13 protein-coding genes are annotated in these 19,911 nt (G+C 73.2%); 10 read left to right on the top strand and 3 right to left on the bottom strand.

What is annotated here, in order from left to right; translation table 11 throughout:
• Positions 1 to 31: 31 nt before the first annotated feature.
• On the bottom strand, positions 32 to 1,264 hold the full coding sequence (locus ACGFZN_RS36405) for an Ig-like domain-containing protein (RefSeq protein ID WP_393862752.1): 1,233 nt from the start codon (positions 1,262 to 1,264) through the stop codon (positions 32 to 34).
• Positions 1,265 to 1,532: 268 nt separating this feature from the next.
• Here ACGFZN_RS36405 and glgX point away from each other — a divergent pair, with 268 nt between their 5' ends.
• The gene (glgX, locus tag ACGFZN_RS36400; RefSeq protein ID WP_393862751.1) at positions 1,533 to 3,779 is read left to right on the top strand and encodes a glycogen debranching protein GlgX; all 2,247 of its coding nucleotides are present in this window, start codon (positions 1,533 to 1,535) and stop codon (positions 3,777 to 3,779) included.
• A gap of 48 nt (positions 3,780 to 3,827) precedes the next feature.
• Here glgX and ACGFZN_RS36395 read toward each other — a convergent pair whose 3' ends face one another.
• A complete protein-coding gene (locus ACGFZN_RS36395) occupies positions 3,828 to 5,696 on the bottom strand; it encodes an ABC transporter ATP-binding protein (RefSeq protein WP_393862750.1) in 1,869 nt (622 codons plus the stop codon).
• Positions 5,693 to 7,630: an ABC transporter ATP-binding protein gene (locus ACGFZN_RS36390; protein WP_393862749.1), complete on the bottom strand. Its 1,938-nt coding sequence runs from the start codon at positions 7,628 to 7,630 to the stop codon at positions 5,693 to 5,695. The genes ACGFZN_RS36395 and ACGFZN_RS36390 overlap by 4 nt, the downstream gene beginning before the upstream one ends.
• A gap of 208 nt (positions 7,631 to 7,838) precedes the next feature.
• Here ACGFZN_RS36390 and ACGFZN_RS36385 point away from each other — a divergent pair, with 208 nt between their 5' ends.
• The 9 genes from ACGFZN_RS36385 (at position 7,839) to ACGFZN_RS36345 (ending at position 19,910) form a co-directional block, all read left to right on the top strand.
• A complete protein-coding gene (locus ACGFZN_RS36385; RefSeq protein ID WP_393862748.1) occupies positions 7,839 to 8,759 on the top strand; it encodes an ATP-binding cassette domain-containing protein in 921 nt (306 codons plus the stop codon).
• Positions 8,756 to 9,490 carry an ABC transporter permease gene (locus ACGFZN_RS36380; protein WP_393862747.1) on the top strand — a complete coding sequence of 245 codons (735 nt, stop codon included), beginning with the start codon at positions 8,756 to 8,758 and terminating at the stop codon, positions 9,488 to 9,490. Before ACGFZN_RS36385 ends, ACGFZN_RS36380 begins: the two co-directional genes overlap by 4 nt.
• Before the next feature lie 25 nt (positions 9,491 to 9,515).
• Positions 9,516 to 10,766 (top strand): sensor histidine kinase, encoded by a 1,251-nt coding sequence (locus ACGFZN_RS36375; RefSeq protein WP_393862746.1) that lies wholly within the window; start codon positions 9,516 to 9,518, stop codon positions 10,764 to 10,766.
• On the top strand, positions 10,756 to 11,400 hold the full coding sequence (locus ACGFZN_RS36370) for a response regulator (RefSeq protein WP_393862745.1): 645 nt from the start codon (positions 10,756 to 10,758) through the stop codon (positions 11,398 to 11,400). Before ACGFZN_RS36375 ends, ACGFZN_RS36370 begins: the two co-directional genes overlap by 11 nt.
• Before the next feature lie 106 nt (positions 11,401 to 11,506).
• Entirely contained in the window at positions 11,507 to 13,279 is a 1,773-nt protein-coding gene (locus ACGFZN_RS36365) for an ABC transporter transmembrane domain-containing protein (RefSeq protein WP_393862835.1), read from the top strand.
• Between the two features lie 35 nt (positions 13,280 to 13,314).
• Positions 13,315 to 15,039, top strand: coding sequence for an ABC transporter ATP-binding protein (locus ACGFZN_RS36360; RefSeq protein WP_393862834.1), 1,725 nt, complete (start codon positions 13,315 to 13,317; stop codon positions 15,037 to 15,039).
• Between the two features lie 296 nt (positions 15,040 to 15,335).
• Complete coding sequence (locus ACGFZN_RS36355; protein WP_393862744.1) at positions 15,336 to 17,381, top strand: M4 family metallopeptidase; 2,046 nt, start codon at positions 15,336 to 15,338, stop codon at positions 17,379 to 17,381.
• A gap of 245 nt (positions 17,382 to 17,626) precedes the next feature.
• Entirely contained in the window at positions 17,627 to 19,273 is a 1,647-nt protein-coding gene (locus tag ACGFZN_RS36350) for a M4 family metallopeptidase (RefSeq protein WP_393862743.1), read from the top strand.
• A gap of 115 nt (positions 19,274 to 19,388) precedes the next feature.
• Positions 19,389 to 19,910 carry a DUF1990 domain-containing protein gene (locus tag ACGFZN_RS36345; protein WP_393862742.1) on the top strand — a complete coding sequence of 174 codons (522 nt, stop codon included), beginning with the start codon at positions 19,389 to 19,391 and terminating at the stop codon, positions 19,908 to 19,910.
• Position 19,911 lies beyond the last annotated feature (1 nt).

The following is a 19,911-nucleotide window of genomic DNA, read 5'->3' as shown; positions in this document are numbered from 1 at the left end:
GCCGCCGCCCCAACAGGGGCCCCTCACCTGGTTACTTCTCCGCGCTGCCGGCCTTCCACTCCTGCCAGCCCATGTTCCACCCGCCCAGGCCGTTGTCGGGGGCGACGGTCCGCTCGTCGCTGTGCACGACCTCGACGACGTCGCCGACGAGACTGCGGTCGAAGAACCAGCCGGCCGGGGTGTCCGCTCCGCCGCCCTTGACGTCCCTGAGCCCCACGCAGCCGTGGCTGACGTTGACGTGCCCCGGGGCGTTCGGGGACCAGTAGTTGCCGTGCACGAAGGTCCCGGAGTCGGTGAGCCTGAGGGCGTGCGGGACGTCGGGGATGTCGTACTCGCCGCCGAACCCGACCGTGCGGCTGTCCATGCGGGTGACCTCCAGCATGTCCATCACCACCATCTTGCCGTTGTACGTGGGGTTCTCGGGTGCGCCCGCGGTGATCGGCACGGTGGCGAGCAGCCGTCCGTCCCGGCGCACCTGCATGGTGTGCCGGGCCGCGTCGACCCGCGAGACCTGGCTGCGGCCGATCGTGAAGGAGAACGTCTTGTCCTGCAGCCCGTAGACGCCGGGCGCCCCCTGGACGTCGCGCAGGTTCAGGTCGACGGTGACCTGGGTGCCGGGCTTCCAGTACCGCTCGGGGCGGAAGTCGAGCCGGCTGCGCCCGAACCAGTGCGGGCGGATCTCCACAGCGGGCCGCGCGGTGACGCGTACGGCGCGTTCGACGGCGGCGCGGTCGGCGATCGGCCGGCTGAAGTCCAGGGAGACGATCATGCCGGTGCCGACCACGGCGTGGTCCTCGGGGGTGACGTAGCCGATGAACCGCGCGTCGGGGACGAACGTGGTGAAGGTGGTGTGCCGGGCCGAGCGGCGGCCCATGGAGTCCAGCGCCACCACGTCGACGGTGTACTCGGCGGCGAGCACCAGCCGGTCGGCGTCCGGCCGCCATGCCGTGCCGTCCGCGCTGATCCGCCCGGGGACCGGCACGGCCTGCGCGTCCCGCGCGTCCTGCGACCGGACGACGGTCACCTTCTGCAGGCGGCCGCCGGGGACCCGGATCCGCAGCGGCCGGCCGGGGCGTACGGCCCTGCTGCCGTCGTCGGGGGTGATGTGGATGACGTCCTCGGGTGCCGGGTGCTTGCCGGGCGCCGCGTCGAGCCCGAGCGGGCCCGGGCCGCCCGACGAGCATCCTGCCAGCAGTGCCACCCATGTCAGTACGGCGGCCAGCGCGGCTCCCGCGCGCCGCGCGCGTCCTTCTCGATGCCTCACGCGGACTCAACGACCACGCACGCTCCGGGGAAACGTGAGTGCGACCCACGCACTGGGCAGAACACAGGGAAGGACGACACGCTGGGGAGCCGCCGCGCCCGTGCGGAAGGGGCGCCCTCCGGATCAGATCGGCTGGAAGGAACGCAGCGCGATCCGGAGGGCGCCCCGGCCGTCGGGGCGCAGCCGTACCGGGCGGCCGGGCGCCGTGGGACGCGCCCGGCCCGCCCGCGCCGCCCCGGGGCCGAGCCACTGAAAGAGGGGCCGACAGGTGACGAGCGCAGCCGAGCAGCGGGCACCGGCCGGGGAGCCGGCCGCCGGGACCGGGCAGCGGCCGGCCGTGGCGAACGGCGCCCGGCGCGCCGCGGTGCCGGCCCCCGTGGTGTGGCCGGGCGCCCCGACGCCGCTGGGGGCCCGGTTCCGGGTCGGCCCGGACGGGGTCGCGGGCACCAACTTCGCGCTGTGGGCGGGCGGGGCGGAGGCCGTCCGGGTCTGCCTGTTCGACGAACGGGGGCGGGAGACGCAGATCCCGCTGACCGAACTGACGCACGAGATCTGGCACGGCTTCGTGCCCGGCGTGATGCCGGGGCAGCGGTACGGCTACCGGGTGGACGGCCGCTGGGACCCGTGGACCGGCGCCCGCTGGAATCCGGCCAAGCTGCTGCTGGACCCGTACGCGCGCGCCGTGGACGGCGAGTTCCGCCTGCCGCCGGAGGTGTACGGGCACGTCAGGGACTGGCCCGAGCAGTACGTCGCGGACACCGTGCGCGACGACCGGGACTCGGCGCCGTACGTCCCGAAGGGCGTCGTCGTGCACGATGACGACGACTGGTCCGACGACCGGCGGCCCAAGACGCCCTGGGCGGACTCGGTGATCTACGAACTGCACGTGCGCGGCTTCACCAGGCTGCACCCGGGGATTCCGCCGGAGCTGCGCGGCACGTACGCGGGCCTGGCGCACCCGGCGGCGATCGAGCACCTGGTGAGGCTGGGCGTCACGGCCGTGGAGCTGCTGCCGGTCCACCAGTTCGCGCACGAGGACCACCTGCTGCGCCGGGGCCTGACCAACTACTGGGGCTACAACTCCATCGGCTACTTCGCCCCGCACGCCGCCTACGCCGCCTCGGGTACGACGGGCCAGCAGGTCGGCGAGTTCAAGCGGATGGTGCGCGCGCTGCACGCGGCCGGCATCGAGGTGATCCTCGACGTGGTCTACAACCACACGGCGGAGGCGAACGAGCTGGGCCCCACGCTGTCGTTGAAGGGCATCGACAACCGCGGCTACTACCGCCTGCAGGACGACGCCCGCCACTACGCCGACTACACCGGCTGCGGCAACACCCTGCATGTCGTGCAGCCGCAGGTGCTGCGTCTGATCACCGACTCGCTGCGGTACTGGGTGACCGAGATGGGCGTGGACGGCTTCCGTTTCGACCTCGCGGCGGCGCTGGCCCGCTCGATGCACGACGTCGACATGCTGTCGCCCTTTCTGGCGGTCATCGCCCAGGACCCCGTGCTGCGCCGGGTGAAGCTGATCGCCGAGCCGTGGGACATCGGCTCGGGCGGCTACCAGGTCGGCGCGTTCCCTCCGCTGTGGACGGAGTGGAACGACCGCTACCGCAACGCCGTCCGGGACTTCTGGCGGCACGCGCTGCCGGACGTCCGCGAGATGGGCTACCGCCTGTCCGGCTCCAGCGACCTGTACGCCTGGGGCGGCCGCCGCCCGTACGCCTCGGTCAACTTCGTCACCGCGCACGACGGGTTCACGCTGCGCGACCTGGTGTCGTACGAGCGCAAGCACAACGAGGCCAACGGCGAGGACAACCGCGACGGCACCGACGACAACCGGTCCTGGAACTGCGGGGCCGAGGGCGAGACGGACGACGAGGGGGTGCTGGCGCTGCGCCGCCGCCAGCTGCGGAACCTGCTGACGACGCTCCTGCTGTCCACGGGTGTGCCCATGCTGGTGGCCGGTGACGAACTCGGCCGCACCCAGCGCGGCAACAACAACGCCTACTGCCAGGACAACGAGATCAGCTGGCTGGACTGGTCGCTGCTGGAGGACCCGGCGTGGCGGCCCCTGTTCGACCTGACCTCCCGGCTGATCGCCCTGCGCCACCGGCATCCGGTGCTGCGCCGCCGCGCCTTCTTCTCCGGCCGCGCCCACTCGGCGGACGGGCTGCGCGACCTGGCCTGGTTCACCGCGCGGGGCGCGGAGATGACCGAGGGCGACTGGTACGCCCCCGCGGCCACGCTCGGCATGTACCTCTCCGGCCGGGACATCCCGGGCCGCGACGAGCGGGGCACCCCGGTCACCGACGACAGTTTCCTGGCGATCCTGCACGCGGGCGAGGAGCCGACGGGTTTCGTCCTGCCGGGGCGGCCCTGGGCGGACGGGTACGAGGTGGTCGTGGACACCGCACGCGAGGACCAGGCGGAGGCGCCGGGCACGGTCCATCCGGCGGGGACGCGGATCCGGGTGCCGGAGCGGTCGGTGCTGCTGCTGCGCGTGGTGTGACACCCCCGGGGCCTGCGGCGCCTCGCGGCCTGCGGCGGCCCCCGGCCGTCAGGCCAGGCTGTCCCGCCACGCCCGGTGCAGATCGGCGAACCGGCCCGTGCCGGCGATCAGTTCCTCGGGGCGGCCGTCCTCCACGATCCGGCCGTGCTCCATCACCAGTACGCGGTCGGCGATCTCCACGGTCGACAGCCGGTGGGCGATCACCACCGCCGTACGCCCCCGCAGCACGGTCGCCATCGCCCGCTGCACGGCCCGTTCGCCGGGGATGTCCAGCGAGCTGGTCGCCTCGTCCAGGATCAGCACCGCCGGGTCGGCGAGCAGGGCGCGGGCGAAGGCGACCAGTTGGCGCTGCCCCGCCGAGATGCGGCCGCCGCGCTTGCGCACGTCGGTGTCGTAGCCGTCGGGCAGCGCGCTGATGAACTCGTGCGCGCCGATCGCCTTCGCCGCCCGCTCGATCTCCTCCCGGCTCGCGTCGGGCCGGCCGATCGCGATGTTGTCGGCGACCGTGCCGGAGAACAGGAACGCCTCCTGGGTCACCATGACCACCCCGCGCCGCAGTTCCGGCACGGGCAGTTCGCGCAGATCGACCCCGTCGAGCAGGACCCGGCCCTCGGTGGGGTCGTAGAAGCGGGCGAGCAGCTTGGCGAGCGTGGACTTGCCGGCGCCGGTGGAGCCGACGACGGCGACCGTCTGCCCTGCGGGCAGGGTCAGGTCGAAGCGGGGCAGCACCTCGCCGCCGGTGCGGTAGGAGAACCGGACGCCCTCGAAGACGACCTCGCGGCCCGGGAAGTCGCCTTTCAGCGGCGGGAGTTCGCGCGGTGACACCGGCTCCGGCACGGACGGGGTCTGCGCCAGCAGCCCGGCGATCTTCTCCAGGGAGGCGGCCGCCGACTGGTAGGAGTTCAGGAACATCCCCAGCCGGTCGATCGGGTCGTACAGCCGCCGCAGATACAGCACCGACGCCGCCAGCACGCCCAGCTCCAGCGAGCCGGACGCCACCCGGTAGGCGCCCCACAGCACGATCCCCGCGACCGCCGTGTTCGCCACCAGCCGGGAGCCGACCACATAGCGGGCCATCTCCAGCAGGGCGTCGCCGTTCGTGCGCTCGTGCCGCCGGTTGAGCACGGCGAACTCGGCGTCGTTCGCGGCCTCCCGGCGGAAGGCGCGCACCGGGCGGATGCCGTTCATCGTCTCCACGAACTTCACGATCACCTTCGCGATCGCCGTGGACCGCGCCCCGTACACCCGGGCCGCCCTGCGCTGGTAGAGCCTGACCAGCAGGTACAGCGGCACGAAGGAGGCCACCGCCACCGCGCCCAGGCCGAGGTCCAGCCAGAGCAGCATCGCCGAGATGTAGACGAAGGACAGCACGACGGTCACCAGCTCCTGCAGGCCGTCGTCGAGCAGTTCGCGCAGCGACTCCACGTCCGTGGTGGAGCGGGAGATCAGCCGGCCGGAGGTGTACCGCTCGTGGAAGTCGATGCTCAGCGCCTGCGCGTGCCGGAAGATCCGGCCCCGCAGATCCAGCAGCACGTCCTGGCTGACCCGCGCGGACACCCGGATGAACGCGAACTGCAGCGTGCCGGAGAGCAGCGCGCACAGCAGATAGCCGGCCGCCACCGCGATCAGCGGGCCGTGCCGGTGGTCCCGCAGCGCGGGTACGGCGTTGTCGATGGCGTACGCCACCAGCAGCGGGCCCGCCTGCACCGCCGCCTGCTGCAACAGCAGCAGCAGCGTGGTCACCGCCACCTGCGCCTTCAGCGGTACGAGCAGGGAGCGCAGCAGGGCGGCCGTGGCGCCGGGCGGGGCGGGCAGGACGTCCCGGTCGAAGACGTCGCCGGCGCCGTCGCCGTCCCGGTGCGGGCCGGGGAGTTCATCGTCCTCTGCGGTGGCGGTGGAGGCGGTCGTGGTCGTCAACGGGAGTCCTCCGTGTCCCCGGCGTACGCGGGCTCGCCGGACATCAGGTGTGCGTACTCGGCGTTGGTGCGCAGCAGTTCCTGGTGGGTGCCGACCGCGGCGATCCGGCCGCCGGAGAGCAGGGCGACCCGGTCGGCGAGCAGCACCGTCGACGGGCGGTGGGCCACGATCAGCGCGGTGGTGTCGGCGAGGACCCGGCGCAGCGCGGCCTCCACGGCGGCCTCCGTGTGCACGTCCAGGGCGGACAGCGGGTCGTCGAGCACCAGGAACCCGGGTCTGCCGACCACCGCGCGGGCCAGTGCGAGACGCTGACGCTGGCCGCCGGAGAGGCTCAGGCCCTGTTCGCCGACGCGGGTGTCTGTGCCCTGCGGGAGGGCGTGCGCGAACTCGGCCTGCGCGACGGCCAACGCCCGGTCCAGGTCCGGCTTCCCGGCGCCGTCCGGGGCCCCCATGAGGACGTTCTCGCCGACGCTCGTGGAGAACAGGGTGGGTTCCTCGAAGGCGACGGCGACCTTGGCGCGCAGTTCCTCGCGGGGCATCGCCGTGATGTCGACGCCGTCGAGGGTGATCCGGCCGGAGGTGACCTCGTGCAGACGGGGGACGAGTGCGGTGAGCGTCGTCTTCCCGCTGCCGGTGGCCCCGACGAGGGCCATGGACTCGCCGGGGCGGATGTGCAGGTCGATACCGGTGAGCAGGGGCGGGGAGCCGGGTGGCGCGTCGGGGTAACGGAACGAGACGCTCTCGAACCGCAGCCCACCACCGACGGCACGCACGGCCCCACGCCGACCGGGTGGCGCGGAGTCGTCCCCCGCCGCCCCCTGCCCACGCCGACCGAACGGCAGCGAGTCACCCTCCGCCGCCTCCCCCACACGCCGACCAGACGAAGCCGAGCTCTCCCCCGACGCCTCCCCCGCACGCCGACCGGACGGAGTCGAGTCGTCCTCCGGCTCCTCGTCCATCACCTCGAAGTAGCGCTCCGTGGCCGTCGCCGCCTCCTGACTCATCGCCAGCAGGAAGCCGATGGAGTCCACCGGCCAGCGCAGCGCGAGGGCGGTGCTCAGGAAGGCGACCAACGTGCCCGCCGACAGCCCGCCGTCGGCCACCCGGACCGCGCCGAGCACCAGCGCCGCCCCGATGGCCAGCTCCGGCAGGGTCACGATGACGCCCCAGATCACCGCCAGCAGCCGCGCCTTGTGCAGCTCCGTGCCGCGCAGGGTGAGTGCCAGTTCGCGGAACGCCCGGGCCTGGCTGCGGTGCCGGCCGAAGCCCTTGACGATGCGGATGCCGAGCACGCTCTCCTCGACGACCGTCGTCAGGTCGCCCACCTGGTCCTGGGCGCGCCGCGCCACCAGCGCGTACCGCCGCTCGAAGACCGCGCAGGTCCACATCACGGGGATCGCGGGGCCGAGGATGACCAGTCCCAGCACCCAGTCCTGCATCAGCATGATCACCACGCCGACCAGGATGGTGACCCCGTTGACCAGCAGGAACGTCAGCGGGAAGGCCAGGAACATGCGCACCAGCATCAGATCGGTGGTGCCGCGCGACAGCAGCTGGCCGGAGGCCCAGCGGTCGTGGAAGGCGACGGGCAGCCGCTGCAGCCGGCCGTACAGGGACGCCCGCATCTCCGCCTCGACGTGCGACAGCGGGCGGGCGACCAGCCAGCGCCGTATGCCGAACAGCACCGCCTCGGCGATCCCGAGCAGGAGCAGGTACAGCGCGCCGAGCCAGACTCCGGCCGGGTCCCGGCCGGCGACCGGTCCGTCCACGATCCACTTCAGCACGAGCGGGATCACCAGCCCGGTGCAGGAGGCGACGATCGCGACGAACGCGGCCGTGAACAGCCGTGCCCGCACGGGGCGGACGTACGGCCACAGCCGCAGCAGGGTGCGGACGGCGGAGCGTTCCTCGGTGGTTGCACGTGTCGTGGGCATCACTGGCGAGCGTACGGACCGGCACTGACATCGCCCACCGAGTTTCGGCCGGGCCGGGCTCGGTCGCTGGTCCTACGACCTGCGCGTCCGGCCCGTCGTACGACGCCGTCGCGCGCGGGGTCGTAGCCCGGCATCAGCCGATCGGACGATGCCGCTTCGAGCGGACCGGCCGATGTGCCGGGCCCCGGTCCCGCGGGAGTCTCGGAGCATGCCATCCGTCATCGAAGTCACCGATCTGCGCAAGTCGTACGGCGGCCGGGCCGTGGTCGACGGTGTGTCCTTCGCCGTCGAGGAGGGCGAGATCTTCGGGATCCTCGGCCCGAACGGCGCCGGCAAGACCACCACCGTGGAGTGCGTCGAGGGGCTGCGGGTCCCCGACGCCGGCCGGGTCCGGGTCGCCGGCCTGGACCCGGTCGCCGACCACGACGAGGTCGCCGGGATCCTCGGCGCGCAGCTCCAGCAGAGCGAGCTGCAGCCCAAGCTGACCGTGCGCGAGGCACTGGAGCTGTACGCCTCCTTCTACCCGGACGCGGCCGACTGGCGGCCGCTCGCCGAACGCCTCGGGCTCGCCGAGAAGCTCGGCACCCGGTTCGCCAGGCTGTCCGGCGGGCAGCGGCAGCGGCTGTTCATCGCGCTCGCGCTCGTCGGCAGGCCGCGTGTCGTCGTGCTGGACGAGCTGACCACCGGCCTGGACCCGCGTGCCCGCCGCGACACCTGGCAGCTGATCGAGGACGTCCGCGCGAGCGGGGTCACCGTGCTGCTCGTCACCCACTTCATGGAGGAGGCGCAGCGGCTCTGCGACCGGATCGCGGTCATCGACAGGGGGCGGGTGGCCGCTCTGGACACCCCGGCCGGGCTGATCCGCCGCTCGGCGGGCGCCACCGTCATCAGCTTCACCCCGTCGGCCCCGCTGGACGACGACGACCTCGCCGCCCTCCCGTCCGTCGCCTCGATCGAACGCAAGGAGGGCCGGATCACGCTGTCCGGCACCGACGAGACCGTGAACGCGGTCATCACCCTGCTCGCCCGGCACCGCGTCACCGCCCATCAGCTGCGCGTCCTCGACGCCACCCTCGACGACGCCTTCCTCGACCTGACCGACGACCGGACGAAGGAGGCCGCGGCATGAACACCGCCGTCCTGCGCACCGAGCTCCGCCTGTTCCGCCGGGAGCCCGGCGCCGTCTTCTGGATCCTCCTCTTCCCGACCCTGCTCCTGGTGATCCTCGGTTCGATCCCGTCGTTCCGGCAGGCCGACCACGCGCTGGGCGGGCTGCGCCCGGTCGACGCCTACACGCCCATCGCCGTCCTGATCGCCCTGATCATGTCCGGGGTGCAGTCCCTGCCCCAGGTCCTCACCGGCCACCGGGAGCGGGGCGTCCTGCGCCGGATGCGGCTCACCCCGGTACGGCCCTCCGCCCTGCTGTCCGCGCAGATGGCCGTGCAGGGCGGGGTGGCGCTGGCCTCGTCGCTGCTCGCGCTCGCCGTCGGCCGGCTCGCGTTCGGCGTGACGCTGCCGAGGCAGCCGGCCGGGTATCTGCTGGCCCTGCTACTCACGGCCGCGTCGGCGCTCGCGCTCGGCTCCGTCGTCTCGGCGGTGTCCCGGACCACGAAGATCGCGGGCGCGATCGGTTCGGCGGTGTTCTTCCCGATGATGTTCTGCGCGGGCGTGTGGCTGCCGGTCCAGGCGATGCCGCACGCGCTGGCGCGCGTGGTGCAGCTCACCCCGTTCGGCGCGGCGGCCCGCGCCCTCGGCGAGGCGGCCGCCGGGCACTGGCCCGGCTGGGACCACCTGGGGGTGCTCGCGCTGTGGACCGTGCTGCTGACGGCGGGCGCCGCCCGCTGGTTCCGCTGGGAGTGAGCGGGCCGTGCCGGACACTGGGGGAATGACGAACGCCGGGCAGCAGCAGCCTCGGGCCTCCTTCGACACGTGGGGGCCCTGGGCGCTGCTGGCCGCCGGCGCCGTCGCGGCGGCCCTGTCCGCTCCCCTGACCGGGATGAGCCGGGCCGGGATGATCCTCTGCGCCGTGCTGGTGCCCGCGGCCGTCGTGCTCCAGCTGGTGTGGGGAAGGCTGCGGCGCGGGCGGCCGGGCCCGAGCCGGACCGGTGTCTGCCTCTACGCGCTGCGCTGGGCCATCGCCTTCGTGCTGACCTGGGCCAACCCGTTCTTCGCCTTCTACGCGGTGACCGGCTACTACACCGCGGCCCGCGAGCTGCCGCGCCGGCTGGTCATGCCCGGGCTGTTCCTGACCGCCGTCACCATGGCGGGCAGCGAGATCGGCGGCTGGCCGCCGCACGGGGTGATCCTGTGGGTCGGCTTCTTCCTGGTCCTGGCGGTCAACGTGAGCATGGTCAGCGTGTTCACCCGGTACGCCCAGCAGGAGCAGGAACGCTCCCGCGTCCAGGCCGACACCATCGCCGAGCTGGAGCGCACCAACACCGCGCTGCAGCAGGCGCTGGACGAGAACGCGGCGCTGCACGCGCAGCTCCTCCTCCAGGCGCGGGAGGCGGGGGTGGCCGACGAGCGGCGCCGGCTCGCCGCCGAGATCCACGACACCATCGCGCAGGGCCTGACCGGGATCATCGCCCAGCTGCAGGTCGTGGCGGGCGCCCCCGACCTGGACACCGCCCGCACCCACCTGGAGCGCGCCTCCACGCTGGCCCGGCACAGCCTGGGCGAGGCCCGCCGCTCGGTGCACAACCTGGCGCCGGTCGCGCTCGCCGCCGACGGGCTGCCCGAGGCGCTGAAGAAGACGGTCACCGAGTGGGGCGAACGCACCGGTGTGCGCGCCGAGTTCACCGTCACCGGCACCACCGAGCAGCTCCACGACGAGGTGTCGGCGACGCTGCTGCGCATCGCCCAGGAGGCCCTGTCCAACGCGGCCCGGCACGCCCGCGCGACCCGGGTGGGGGTGACCCTGTCCTTCATGGGCGACGAGGTCTCGCTGGACGTCCGCGACGACGGCGCCGGCTTCGACCCGGCCGCCGTACCGGAGCGCACCGCCGTCGGCGGCTTCGGCCTGGACGGCATGCGGGCCCGCGCCGAGCGGATCGCGGGCCTGCTCACCGTCGAGTCGGAGCCGGGGCACGGCACGGCGGTGTCGGCTCGCGTACCGTTGGTCCGCGATGACCGCTGAGCCCGTGATCTCCCTGCTGATCGTCGACGACCACCCGGTGGTCCGCGACGGCCTGCGCGGCATGTTCGACTCCGCGCCCGGCTTCCACGTGCTCGGGGAGGCCGCGGACGGCGTCGAGGCGGTGGCCCGGGCGGCGGACCTGGACCCGGACGTGATCCTTATGGACCTGCGCATGCCCGGCGGCTCCGGCGTGGAGGCGATCCGCGAGCTGGCCCGGCGCGGCGCCCGCGCCAAGGTGCTGGTCCTCACCACGTACGACACCGACTCCGACACCCTGCCCGCGATCGAGGCGGGCGCGACCGGCTATCTCCTCAAGGACGCGCCGCGCGACGAGCTGTTCACCGCCGTGCGCGCCGCCGCCGAGGGCCGTACGGTGCTCTCCCCGGCCGTCGCCTCCCGCCTGGTCCACGCGGTCCGCGCCCCCCGCGGGCCCGGCGCCGAGCCGCTGTCCGCGCGCGAGCGCGAGGTGCTGGCCCTGGTGGCCAGAGGCACGTCGAACCGCGAGATCGCCCGCGAACTGTTCATCAGCGAGGCGACGGTGAAGACCCACCTCACCCATCTGTACGCCAAGCTCGGCGTCAACGACCGCGCGGCGGCGGTGGCGGCGGCGTACGACCGGGGCATCCTCGGCTAGGCGCGCACGACCGGACGGGCTCCGGGCGGCCGATATTCCATGGAAGCGCTTGCCCGGTCCCGATAGGTTCGACGTCTCCCTGCGGGGCGAGCCGATCGGGGGATGGATGATCGACGCGTACGAGGATCCGGGCACGCCCGACACGCGCGGCGGCTGGCGCTATCTGTGGTGGCTGGTGCTGCGCCAGCCGGGCCGGTCGCTGGCCGGGGCGCTGCTGGGCAGTGTGTGGATGGTGCTGCTGGCCGCGCAGCCGTATCTGATGGCGCGCGCCGTGGACGAGGGGCTGGTGCCGGGGCGGCCGGGGGTGCTGGCCGCCTGGTCCGCGGTCATGTTCGCGGTCGGGTCGGTGAACGCCTGGCTGAGCATCATGCGGCACCGCACGATGACCCGGGTGCGGATGGACGCCTACTTCCGCACGGTGAAGGTGGTCATGGGGCAGGTGGTGCGGCTCGGGGCCGCGCTGCCGCGCCGGGCCGGGGCCGGTGAGGTGGTGACCATCGGGGTCGGCGACGTGCAGACCGTCTCGCAGGCGCTGACCGTGGTCGGGCCGGGTGTGGGCTCCGCCGTGGTGTACGTGGTGGTGGCCGGGCTGCTGCTGACGGTCTCGGCGCCGCTCGCCGCCGTCGTCCTGCTCGGGCTGCCGGTGCTCGCCCTGGTCACCGGCCCGCTCACGGTACGGCTGCAGAGTGAGGAGAGCGTCTACCGGGAACGGCAGGGCGTGCTCACCGCGCGCATCGGCGACCTCGCGGGCGGGCTGCGCGTCCTCAACGGCCTCGGCGGCAAGCGGCTGTTCGCGGACGCCTTCCGGCAGGACTCGCGGCGGCTGCGCGCCCAGGGCTACCGGGTGGGCGCGGTGGCCGGCTGGGTGCAGGCGCTCGGCGTGGGCCTGCCCACCCTGTTCCTGGCCGTGGTGACCTGGCTCGCCGCCCGGCTCGCGGCGCAGGGGTCCCTCACCGTGGGCGAGCTGGTCTCGGTCTACGGCTATGTGGCCGTGCTGATCGGGCCGGTGGCGTTCTTCGTGCAGATGACCTACGACCTGAACCGGGGCGTGGTGGCCGCGCGCCGGGTGGTACGGCTGCTGGCCCTGGAGCCGGAACCGGACGAGGGCACCCTGCCGGCGCCCGAGGGACCGGCCGAGCTGCACGACCCGGCGTCCGGGGTGCGGGTGGCACCGGGCCGGCTGACCGCGCTGGCCGCCGCCCGGCCCGCCGACGCCGCCGCCGTGGTGGACCGGCTGGGCCGTTTCGGGCCGACCGACGCCACCTGGGGCGGGGTTCGGCTGGACGCGGTGCCGCTGGCGGAGGCACGCGGGCGGATCCTGGTCGCGGACAACGAGGCCGACCTGTTCGCGGGACCGCTGCGGGAGGTCGTGGCGACCGGGCGGGGCGTCGACGAGGCCGCGCTCGGCCGGGCCCTGTACGCGGCCGCCGCCGAGGACGTCGTACGCGGCCTGCCGGACGGCCCCGACTCGCCGGTGTCCGGGCAGGGCCGCAGCCTCTCGGGCGGCCAGCGTCAACGCGTGCGCCTGGTGCGGGCGTTGCTCGCCGACCCGGAGGTGCTGCTTGCGGTGGAGCCGACCTCGGCGCTGGACGCGCACACCGAGGCGACGGTCGCCCGCCGCCTGCGCGAGGCGCGGGAGGGCCGTACGACGCTGGTGACCTCCACGTCGCCGCTGCTGCTGGACCGCGCGGACACGGTGATCTTCCTGGTCGACGGCAAGGTGGCGGCGAGCGGCCCGCACCGCCGGCTGCTCGCCGCGGAGCCGGGTTACCGGGCACTGGTGGCACGGGACACGGAAGGGGCCGCGGACGCGGAAGGGGTCGCGGAGGAGGAAGGGGTCGCGGAGGAGGCCGTCGGCACGGAGGGGGGCACGCGGTGACGGCGGGGGACGGGCTGCTGCCGGTCGCGGACCGGATGCGGGTGCGGCGGGCGGCGCTGCGGCTGGTGCGGGCCGACGGGCGGGCGTTCGGCGCCGCGCTGCTGCTGAACGCGCTGGCGGCGGGCGCGGGGCTGGTCGGGCCGTGGCTGGTCGGGCGGATCGTGGACGACGTGCGGGCCGGGCAGGGCGTCGGCGCGGTGGACCGGCTCGCACCGTGGATCCTGCTGTGCGCGCTGGCGCAGCTGCTGCTGGCCCGCTGGGCGCGGTCCGTGGGCTACCGGTTCGGGGAGCGGACTCTGGCCCGGGTGCGCGAGGAGTACGTCGAGCGGGTGCTGGCGCTGCCCGCGTCCGTGGTGGAGCGGGCCGGCACCGGCGACCTGACCGCGCGGGGCACCGCGGACGTGGCGATCGTCGGCACCACCCTGCGGGACGTCGGCCCGGACCTGCTGGTCAACACCGTGCAGGCGCTGTTCGTGCTGGTGGCGGTGTTCGCGCTCGACCCGCTGCTCGGGGTGTTCGGGGTGCTCGGGCTGACCCCGATCTGGTGGGCGCTGCGCTGGTATCTGCGGCGGGCCCGGGACGGCTATCTCGCCGAGGGCGCGGCCACCTCCCAGGTCGCGGAGATCGTCGCCGCCACGGCGGCCGGGGCCCGGACCGTCGAGGCGTTCGGGCTGCGGCAGCGGCGGACCGCGGCGAGCCGGGACGCGCTGGAGGCCGCCCGCCGCACCCGTTTCCACACGCTGTTCCTGCGGACGGTGTTCTTCCCGGCGGTCGAGGTGACGTACACCGTGCCGGTGGCGGGCGTGCTGCTGCTCGGCGGCTGGCTGCACCAGCGGGGCGCGGTCGGGGTCGGGGCGGTGGTGGCCGCGGCGCTGTACCTGCGGCAGTTCACCGAGCCGCTGGACCAGATCCTGATGCGGGTGGAGCAACTGCAGAGCAGCAGCGCCTCCTTCGCCCGCGTGGAGGGGCTGGCGCAGGCGCCCCGCGACACCACCGCCGCCCACTCCCCCGTGCCGGTGGACGACCGTATCGACGTGTGCGGGGTCCGGTACGCCTATGAGCGCGGCGGTGAGGTGCTGCGCGGGGTGGACCTGACGGTGCGGCCGGGGGAACGGCTCGCGGTGGTGGGCCCGTCCGGGGCCGGCAAGACCACGCTGAGCAGGCTCCTGGCGGGCATCGACCGCCCCGGGGCCGGCACGGTCACGGTGGGCGGGGTACCGGTCGCCGATCTGGAGCCGGAGGTGCTGCGCCGCCAGGTGGTCCTGGTGACGCAGGAGCACCACGTGTTCCTCGGCACGGTCCGCGACAACCTGCTCATCGCCGAACCGGACGCCGCGGACGCCGAGTTGTGGGCGGCGCTGTCTGCCGTCGGCGCCGACGACTGGGTGCGTGAGCTGCCGGACGGCCTCGACACCCGGCTGGGCGCGGGCGGCCGGCCCACCGACGGCTCCCAGGCCCAGCAACTCGCCCTGGCCCGCGTGGTGCTCGCCGACCCGCACACCCTGATCCTGGACGAGGCGACCGCGCTGCTCGATCCCACGACGGCCCGGCACGCCGAACGCGCCCTCGCCGCCGTCCTCCAGGGCCGTACGGTCATCGCCATCGCGCACCGCCTGCACACGGCCCACGACGCCGACCGGGTGGCGGTCATGGAGGACGGCCGCCTGACCGAACTGGGCACGCACGAGGACCTGGTGACGGCCGGCGGCGCGTACGCGGCGCTGTGGCGGACCTGGCACGGGGACACGGCGGAGAAGTGAGCGCGGCCCCATTCCCGCACCCGCCGTTCCCGCACCCCTGCCAACAGTTCGCATAGCGAACATGAACATCCGGTCAACGAACCATTTCCGGCCATATTCGTGACGCGCTCCTGACAGGTCCGCCGATCCCCTGTCACGCTGCCAAAGCCGGCTCACAGCGACCCCACAGCCCCACCCGCTCCATGCGAGCCGGCCTGCACATGGTTCCGCGTACCGCCCTGCTCTTTCCGGACGCCCCCAACCCACCGTCCGGTCTCCCCGGCCGCCCGACCAGCGGCCCGCAGAAGGAGTCAGTGTTGAGAACCAGATCCTCTCGCAGACGCACCCCCCACACCCCCCGCCGCACCGCCGCCGTCGCCCTCGCCGGCGTCGCCGCCCTGGTCGCGGCCGCCGTCCAGTCCGGCGCGGCGCAGGCGGCACCGGTGAAGCCCCGTCCCGGCGGGATCGACAGGGCCCACACGGCGGCCCTGCTCACGCCCTCGCAGCGCGTCGCGCTGATCCGCCACGCCGACGCCGCCAAGGCCGCCACCGCCCGCTCCCTCGGGCTCGGCGCGAAGGAGAAGCTGGTCGTCAAGGACGTCGTCAAGGACAACGACGGCACCCTGCACACCCGTTACGAACGCACCTACGCGGGCCTGCCGGTGCTCGGCGGCGACCTCATCGTCGACAGCAACAAGGCCGGCAAGACCATGGAGGTCGCCAGGGCGACCCGGGCCGCCCTGAAGGTGGCCCGCCTCACCCCGGCCGTACCGAGGGCCGCCGCCGAGAAGCAGGCCGTGCGGCGGGCGAAGGCCCGGGGCGGCACCCGGTCCGCGGCGGACAGCGTGCGCACGGTGATCTGGGCGGCGAGCGGCAGGCCCGTGCTGGCCTACGAGACGGTCGTCGGCGGCCTGCAGGACGACGGCACCCCGAACCGGCTGCACGTCATCACCGACGCCACCACCGGCAAGAAGCTGTACGAGTACCAGGCGATCGAGACCGGCGTCGGCAACACCCGCTACAGCGGGCAGGTGTCGCTGACGACGACCCGGTCGGGCTCGGCGTACACGCTGACCGACGGCACCCGCGGCGGCCACAAGACGTACAACCTCAGCCACGGCACCTCGGGCACCGGGACACTGTTCTCGCAGAGCAGCGACACCTGGGGCGACGGCACCAACTCCAACGCCGCCACCGCGGGCGCGGACGCGCACTACGGCGCGCAGGAGACCTGGGACTTCTACAAGAACACCTTCGGCCGCTCGGGCATCCGCAACGACGGCGTCGGCGCCTACTCCCGCGTCCACTACGGCAACTCGTACGTGAACGCGTTCTGGGACGACAGCTGCTTCTGCATGACCTACGGCGACGGCTCGAACAACAACGACCCGCTGACCGCGCTCGACGTCGCGGGCCACGAGATGAGCCACGGGGTCACCTCCAACACCGCGGGCCTGGAGTACAGCGGCGAGTCCGGCGGCCTGAACGAGGCCACCAGCGACATCATGGGCACCGGCGTGGAGTTCTACGCCAACAACGCCTCCGACCCCGGTGACTACCTCATCGGCGAGAAGATCAACATCAACGGCGACGGCACCCCGCTGCGCTACATGGACAAGCCCAGCAAGGACGGCTTGTCGGCGGACAGCTGGTACGACGGCGTCGGCGACCTCGACGTGCACTACTCCTCCGGCGTCGCCAACCACTTCTTCTATCTGCTGAGCGAGGGCAGCGGCGCCAAGGTGATCAACGGCGTCGACTACGACTCGCCCACGGCGGACGGCCTTCCGGTCACCGGCATCGGCCGGGACAAGGCGCTGCAGATCTGGTACCGGGCGCTGACCACCAAGTTCACCTCCACCACCGACTACGCCGACGCCCGCACCGGCACCCTCGCGGCGGCCGGCGAGCTGTACGGCGCCTCCAGCGCCGAGTACAAGGCGGTGCAGGACGCGTGGGCGGCCGTGGCGGTCGGTTCGCGCTCCGACGGCGGAGGGGGCGGCGGAGGAGGCGGTACGACGTACGAGAGCAGCACCCCGGTCGCCATCCCGGACAACGGACCGGCGGTCACCTCCACCATCACGGTCTCCGGCAGGAGCGGGAACGCGCCGGCCGGCCTCCGGGTGGGCGTGGACATCAGCCACACCTGGCGGGGCGACCTGGTGATCGACCTCGTCGGCCCGTCGGGCACCGTCCACCGTCTGAAGAGCTTCAGCTCCTCCGACTCGGCCGACGACGTCAAGCAGACCTACACGGTCGACGCCTCCGCCGAACCGGCCGACGGAACGTGGACGCTGAGGGTGCAGGATCAGGCCACCTACGACACCGGAACGATCAACGGCTGGAAGCTGACGTTCCCGTAAATCGACCGCGAAAGGCCTGGAAACACAGGGCGGTTCGAGCGTCCGGCAACCCCGGGCCGCACCGGTTAACACGCCTGCAACGTTTCTCGGACAGCTGACTTTCAGCCAACATCACTTGAGGGTCCTGACATGTACGCGCCCTCAATGTCACTCTTCCCTCACCCGCCGCACAGCTTCAGCTTCACCCCACAACTCCGGCCAGTAACCCCACGCTGGCCCGGACTCCCCCACCTGAAGGAGCTTGCGTGACTCCCCGCTACGCGCGCCACAAGCGCACCACTCTGGCCATCGCCACCGCCGTCGCCGCCGGAGCCCTGCTCTCCACCGGTCTGACCACGACGGCCACCGCCGCCGGCAGCACCCACGCCCTCGCCGCCGCGCCCACCTCCCTGTCCGCGGCCGCCCGCACCTCCCTGATACAGAAGGCGCAGGCCGGCGCCGCCGACACCGCGCGGCAGCTGGGCCTCGGCGCCAAGGAGCAGCTGGTCGTCAAGGACGTCGTCCGGGACAACGACGGCACCGTGCACACCCGTTACGAGCGCACCTACGCGGGCCTGCCGGTGCTCGGCGGCGACCTGATCGTCCACACCGCCAAGTCGGGCAAGACCGAGGGCGTCACCAAGGCGACCAAGGCGGCCATCAAGGTGGCCTCCCTCAAGCCGCAGATCTCCGCCGCCAAGGCCGAGAAGCAGGCGGTGTCCGCCGCGAAGACCCTGGGCTCGGCCAAGTCCGCGGCCGACGGCGCCCGCAAGGTGATCTGGGCCGGCTCCGGCAAGCCCGTCCTCGCCTACGAGACCGTCGTCGGCGGCCTCCAGGACGACGGCACCCCGAACCAGCTGCACGTCATCACCGACGCCGCCACCGGCAAGAAGCTCTTTGAGTACCAGGGCGTCGAGAACGCGACCGGCACCGGCAAGACCCTGTACTCCGGCACCGTCAGCCTCAACGTCAACCTGTCCGGGTCGACGTACCAGCTGTACGACACCACGCGCGGCGGCCACAAGACGTACAACCTGGCCCGCAAGACCTCCGGCACCGGCACCCTGGTCACCAACTCGACCAGCACCTTCGGCACCGGCACCGCCTCCAGCTCCTCCTCCGACCAGACCGCGGCCGCCGACGCCGCCTACGGCGCGCAGGAGACCTGGGACTTCTACAAGAACACCTTCGGCCGCAGCGGCATCCGCAACGACGGCGTCGGCGCCTACTCCCGCGTCCATTACAGCAGCAACTACGTCAACGCCTTCTGGGACGACAGCTGCTTCTGCATGACCTACGGCGACGGCTCCGGCAACACCCACCCGCTGACCTCGCTCGACGTGGCCGGCCACGAGATGAGCCACGGCGTCACCTCCAACACCGCGGGCCTCAACTACAGCGGTGAGTCCGGCGGCCTGAACGAGGCCACCAGCGACATCATGGGCACCGGCGTGGAGTTCTACGCCAACAACGCCTCCGACCCCGGTGACTACCTCATCGGCGAGAAGATCAACATCAACGGCGACGGCACCCCGCTGCGCTACATGGACAAGCCCAGCAAGGACGGCGGCAGCGCCGACTACTGGTCGTCGTCCGTCGGCAACCTGGACGTCCACTACTCCTCGGGCGTCGCGAACCACTTCTTCTACCTCCTGTCGGAGGGCAGCGGTTCGAAGACGATCAACGGCGTGTCGTACAACTCGCCCACGTACAACGGCTCCACGGTCACCGGCATCGGCCGCGCCAAGGCGCTGCAGATCTGGTACAAGGCGCTGACGACGTACATGACGTCGACGACGAACTACAAGGCCGCCCGCACGGCGACCCTGAACGCGGCGTCGGCTCTGTACGGCTCCACCAGCACCGAGTACAAGACGGTGGCGGCGGCCTGGTCGGCGGTCAACGTCAACTAGCGCGGGCGCAGCCGAGGGCCAGTGCGGGCGTAGTCGAGACGTACTGGCGGCGTAGTCGAGGCGGGGCGGCACCCGGAAGGAACCCCTTCCGGGTGCCGCCCTACCCTTGTGACCCATGTCCTCGGCGCCCTTCACCTACGAGCCGGTCGGCGCGACACGCGACGACCTGTCGTCCTGCCCGCCCGGCTTCCGCCCGCTGCTGGTCCGCACCCGGCTCGGCGAGGGCCAGAAGCTCTTCCAGCGGGCCGCCGACGCGGTCCTCACCTGGGAGATGCACCGCGCCGTGGGCGTGCGCATCGACGCCGGCGCCGACCGCGCGACCCCCGGCGTCGACGTCACGGTCACGCTGGCCGGGTTCGTCAAGGCCCCCTGCCGCATCATATGGACGGCGGAGGAACCCCGCCGCGCCGGCTGGGCCTACGGCACCCTGGAGGGCCACCCCGAGTGCGGCGAGGAGGCCTTCATGGTCGACCGCACCGGCGACGGCACGGTCTGGCTCACGGTCGCGGCCTTCAGCAAGCCGGCCGCGTGGTACGCGAAGGCGGGCGGCCCGGCGACCCGAGGCTTCCAGCACGCGTACGCACGCCGCTGCGGAACGGTCCTGCGCAAGCTGTGCGAGGGGCTGTCCGAAGCCTGAC

Origin of the sequence: Streptomyces sp. NPDC048192, from assembly GCF_043202415.1 — a bacterium.
Lineage (GTDB): Bacteria > Actinomycetota > Actinomycetes > Streptomycetales > Streptomycetaceae > Streptomyces.
This window is presented reverse-complemented; position numbering and strand designations above follow the sequence as displayed.

Coding starts and splice junctions, on each gene's coding strand:
- ACGFZN_RS36365 (WP_393862835.1), top strand. CDS start 11,507: ATGATCGACGCGTACGAGGATCCGGGCACGCCCGACACGCGCGGCGGC.
- ACGFZN_RS36375 (WP_393862746.1), top strand. CDS start 9,516: ATGACGAACGCCGGGCAGCAGCAGCCTCGGGCCTCCTTCGACACGTGG.
- ACGFZN_RS36390 (WP_393862749.1), bottom strand. CDS start 7,630: ATGCCCACGACACGTGCAACCACCGAGGAACGCTCCGCCGTCCGCACC.
- ACGFZN_RS36345 (WP_393862742.1), top strand. CDS start 19,389: ATGTCCTCGGCGCCCTTCACCTACGAGCCGGTCGGCGCGACACGCGAC.
- ACGFZN_RS36370 (WP_393862745.1), top strand. CDS start 10,756: ATGACCGCTGAGCCCGTGATCTCCCTGCTGATCGTCGACGACCACCCG.
- ACGFZN_RS36385 (WP_393862748.1), top strand. CDS start 7,839: ATGCCATCCGTCATCGAAGTCACCGATCTGCGCAAGTCGTACGGCGGC.
- ACGFZN_RS36360 (WP_393862834.1), top strand. CDS start 13,315: ATGCGGGTGCGGCGGGCGGCGCTGCGGCTGGTGCGGGCCGACGGGCGG.
- ACGFZN_RS36380 (WP_393862747.1), top strand. CDS start 8,756: ATGAACACCGCCGTCCTGCGCACCGAGCTCCGCCTGTTCCGCCGGGAG.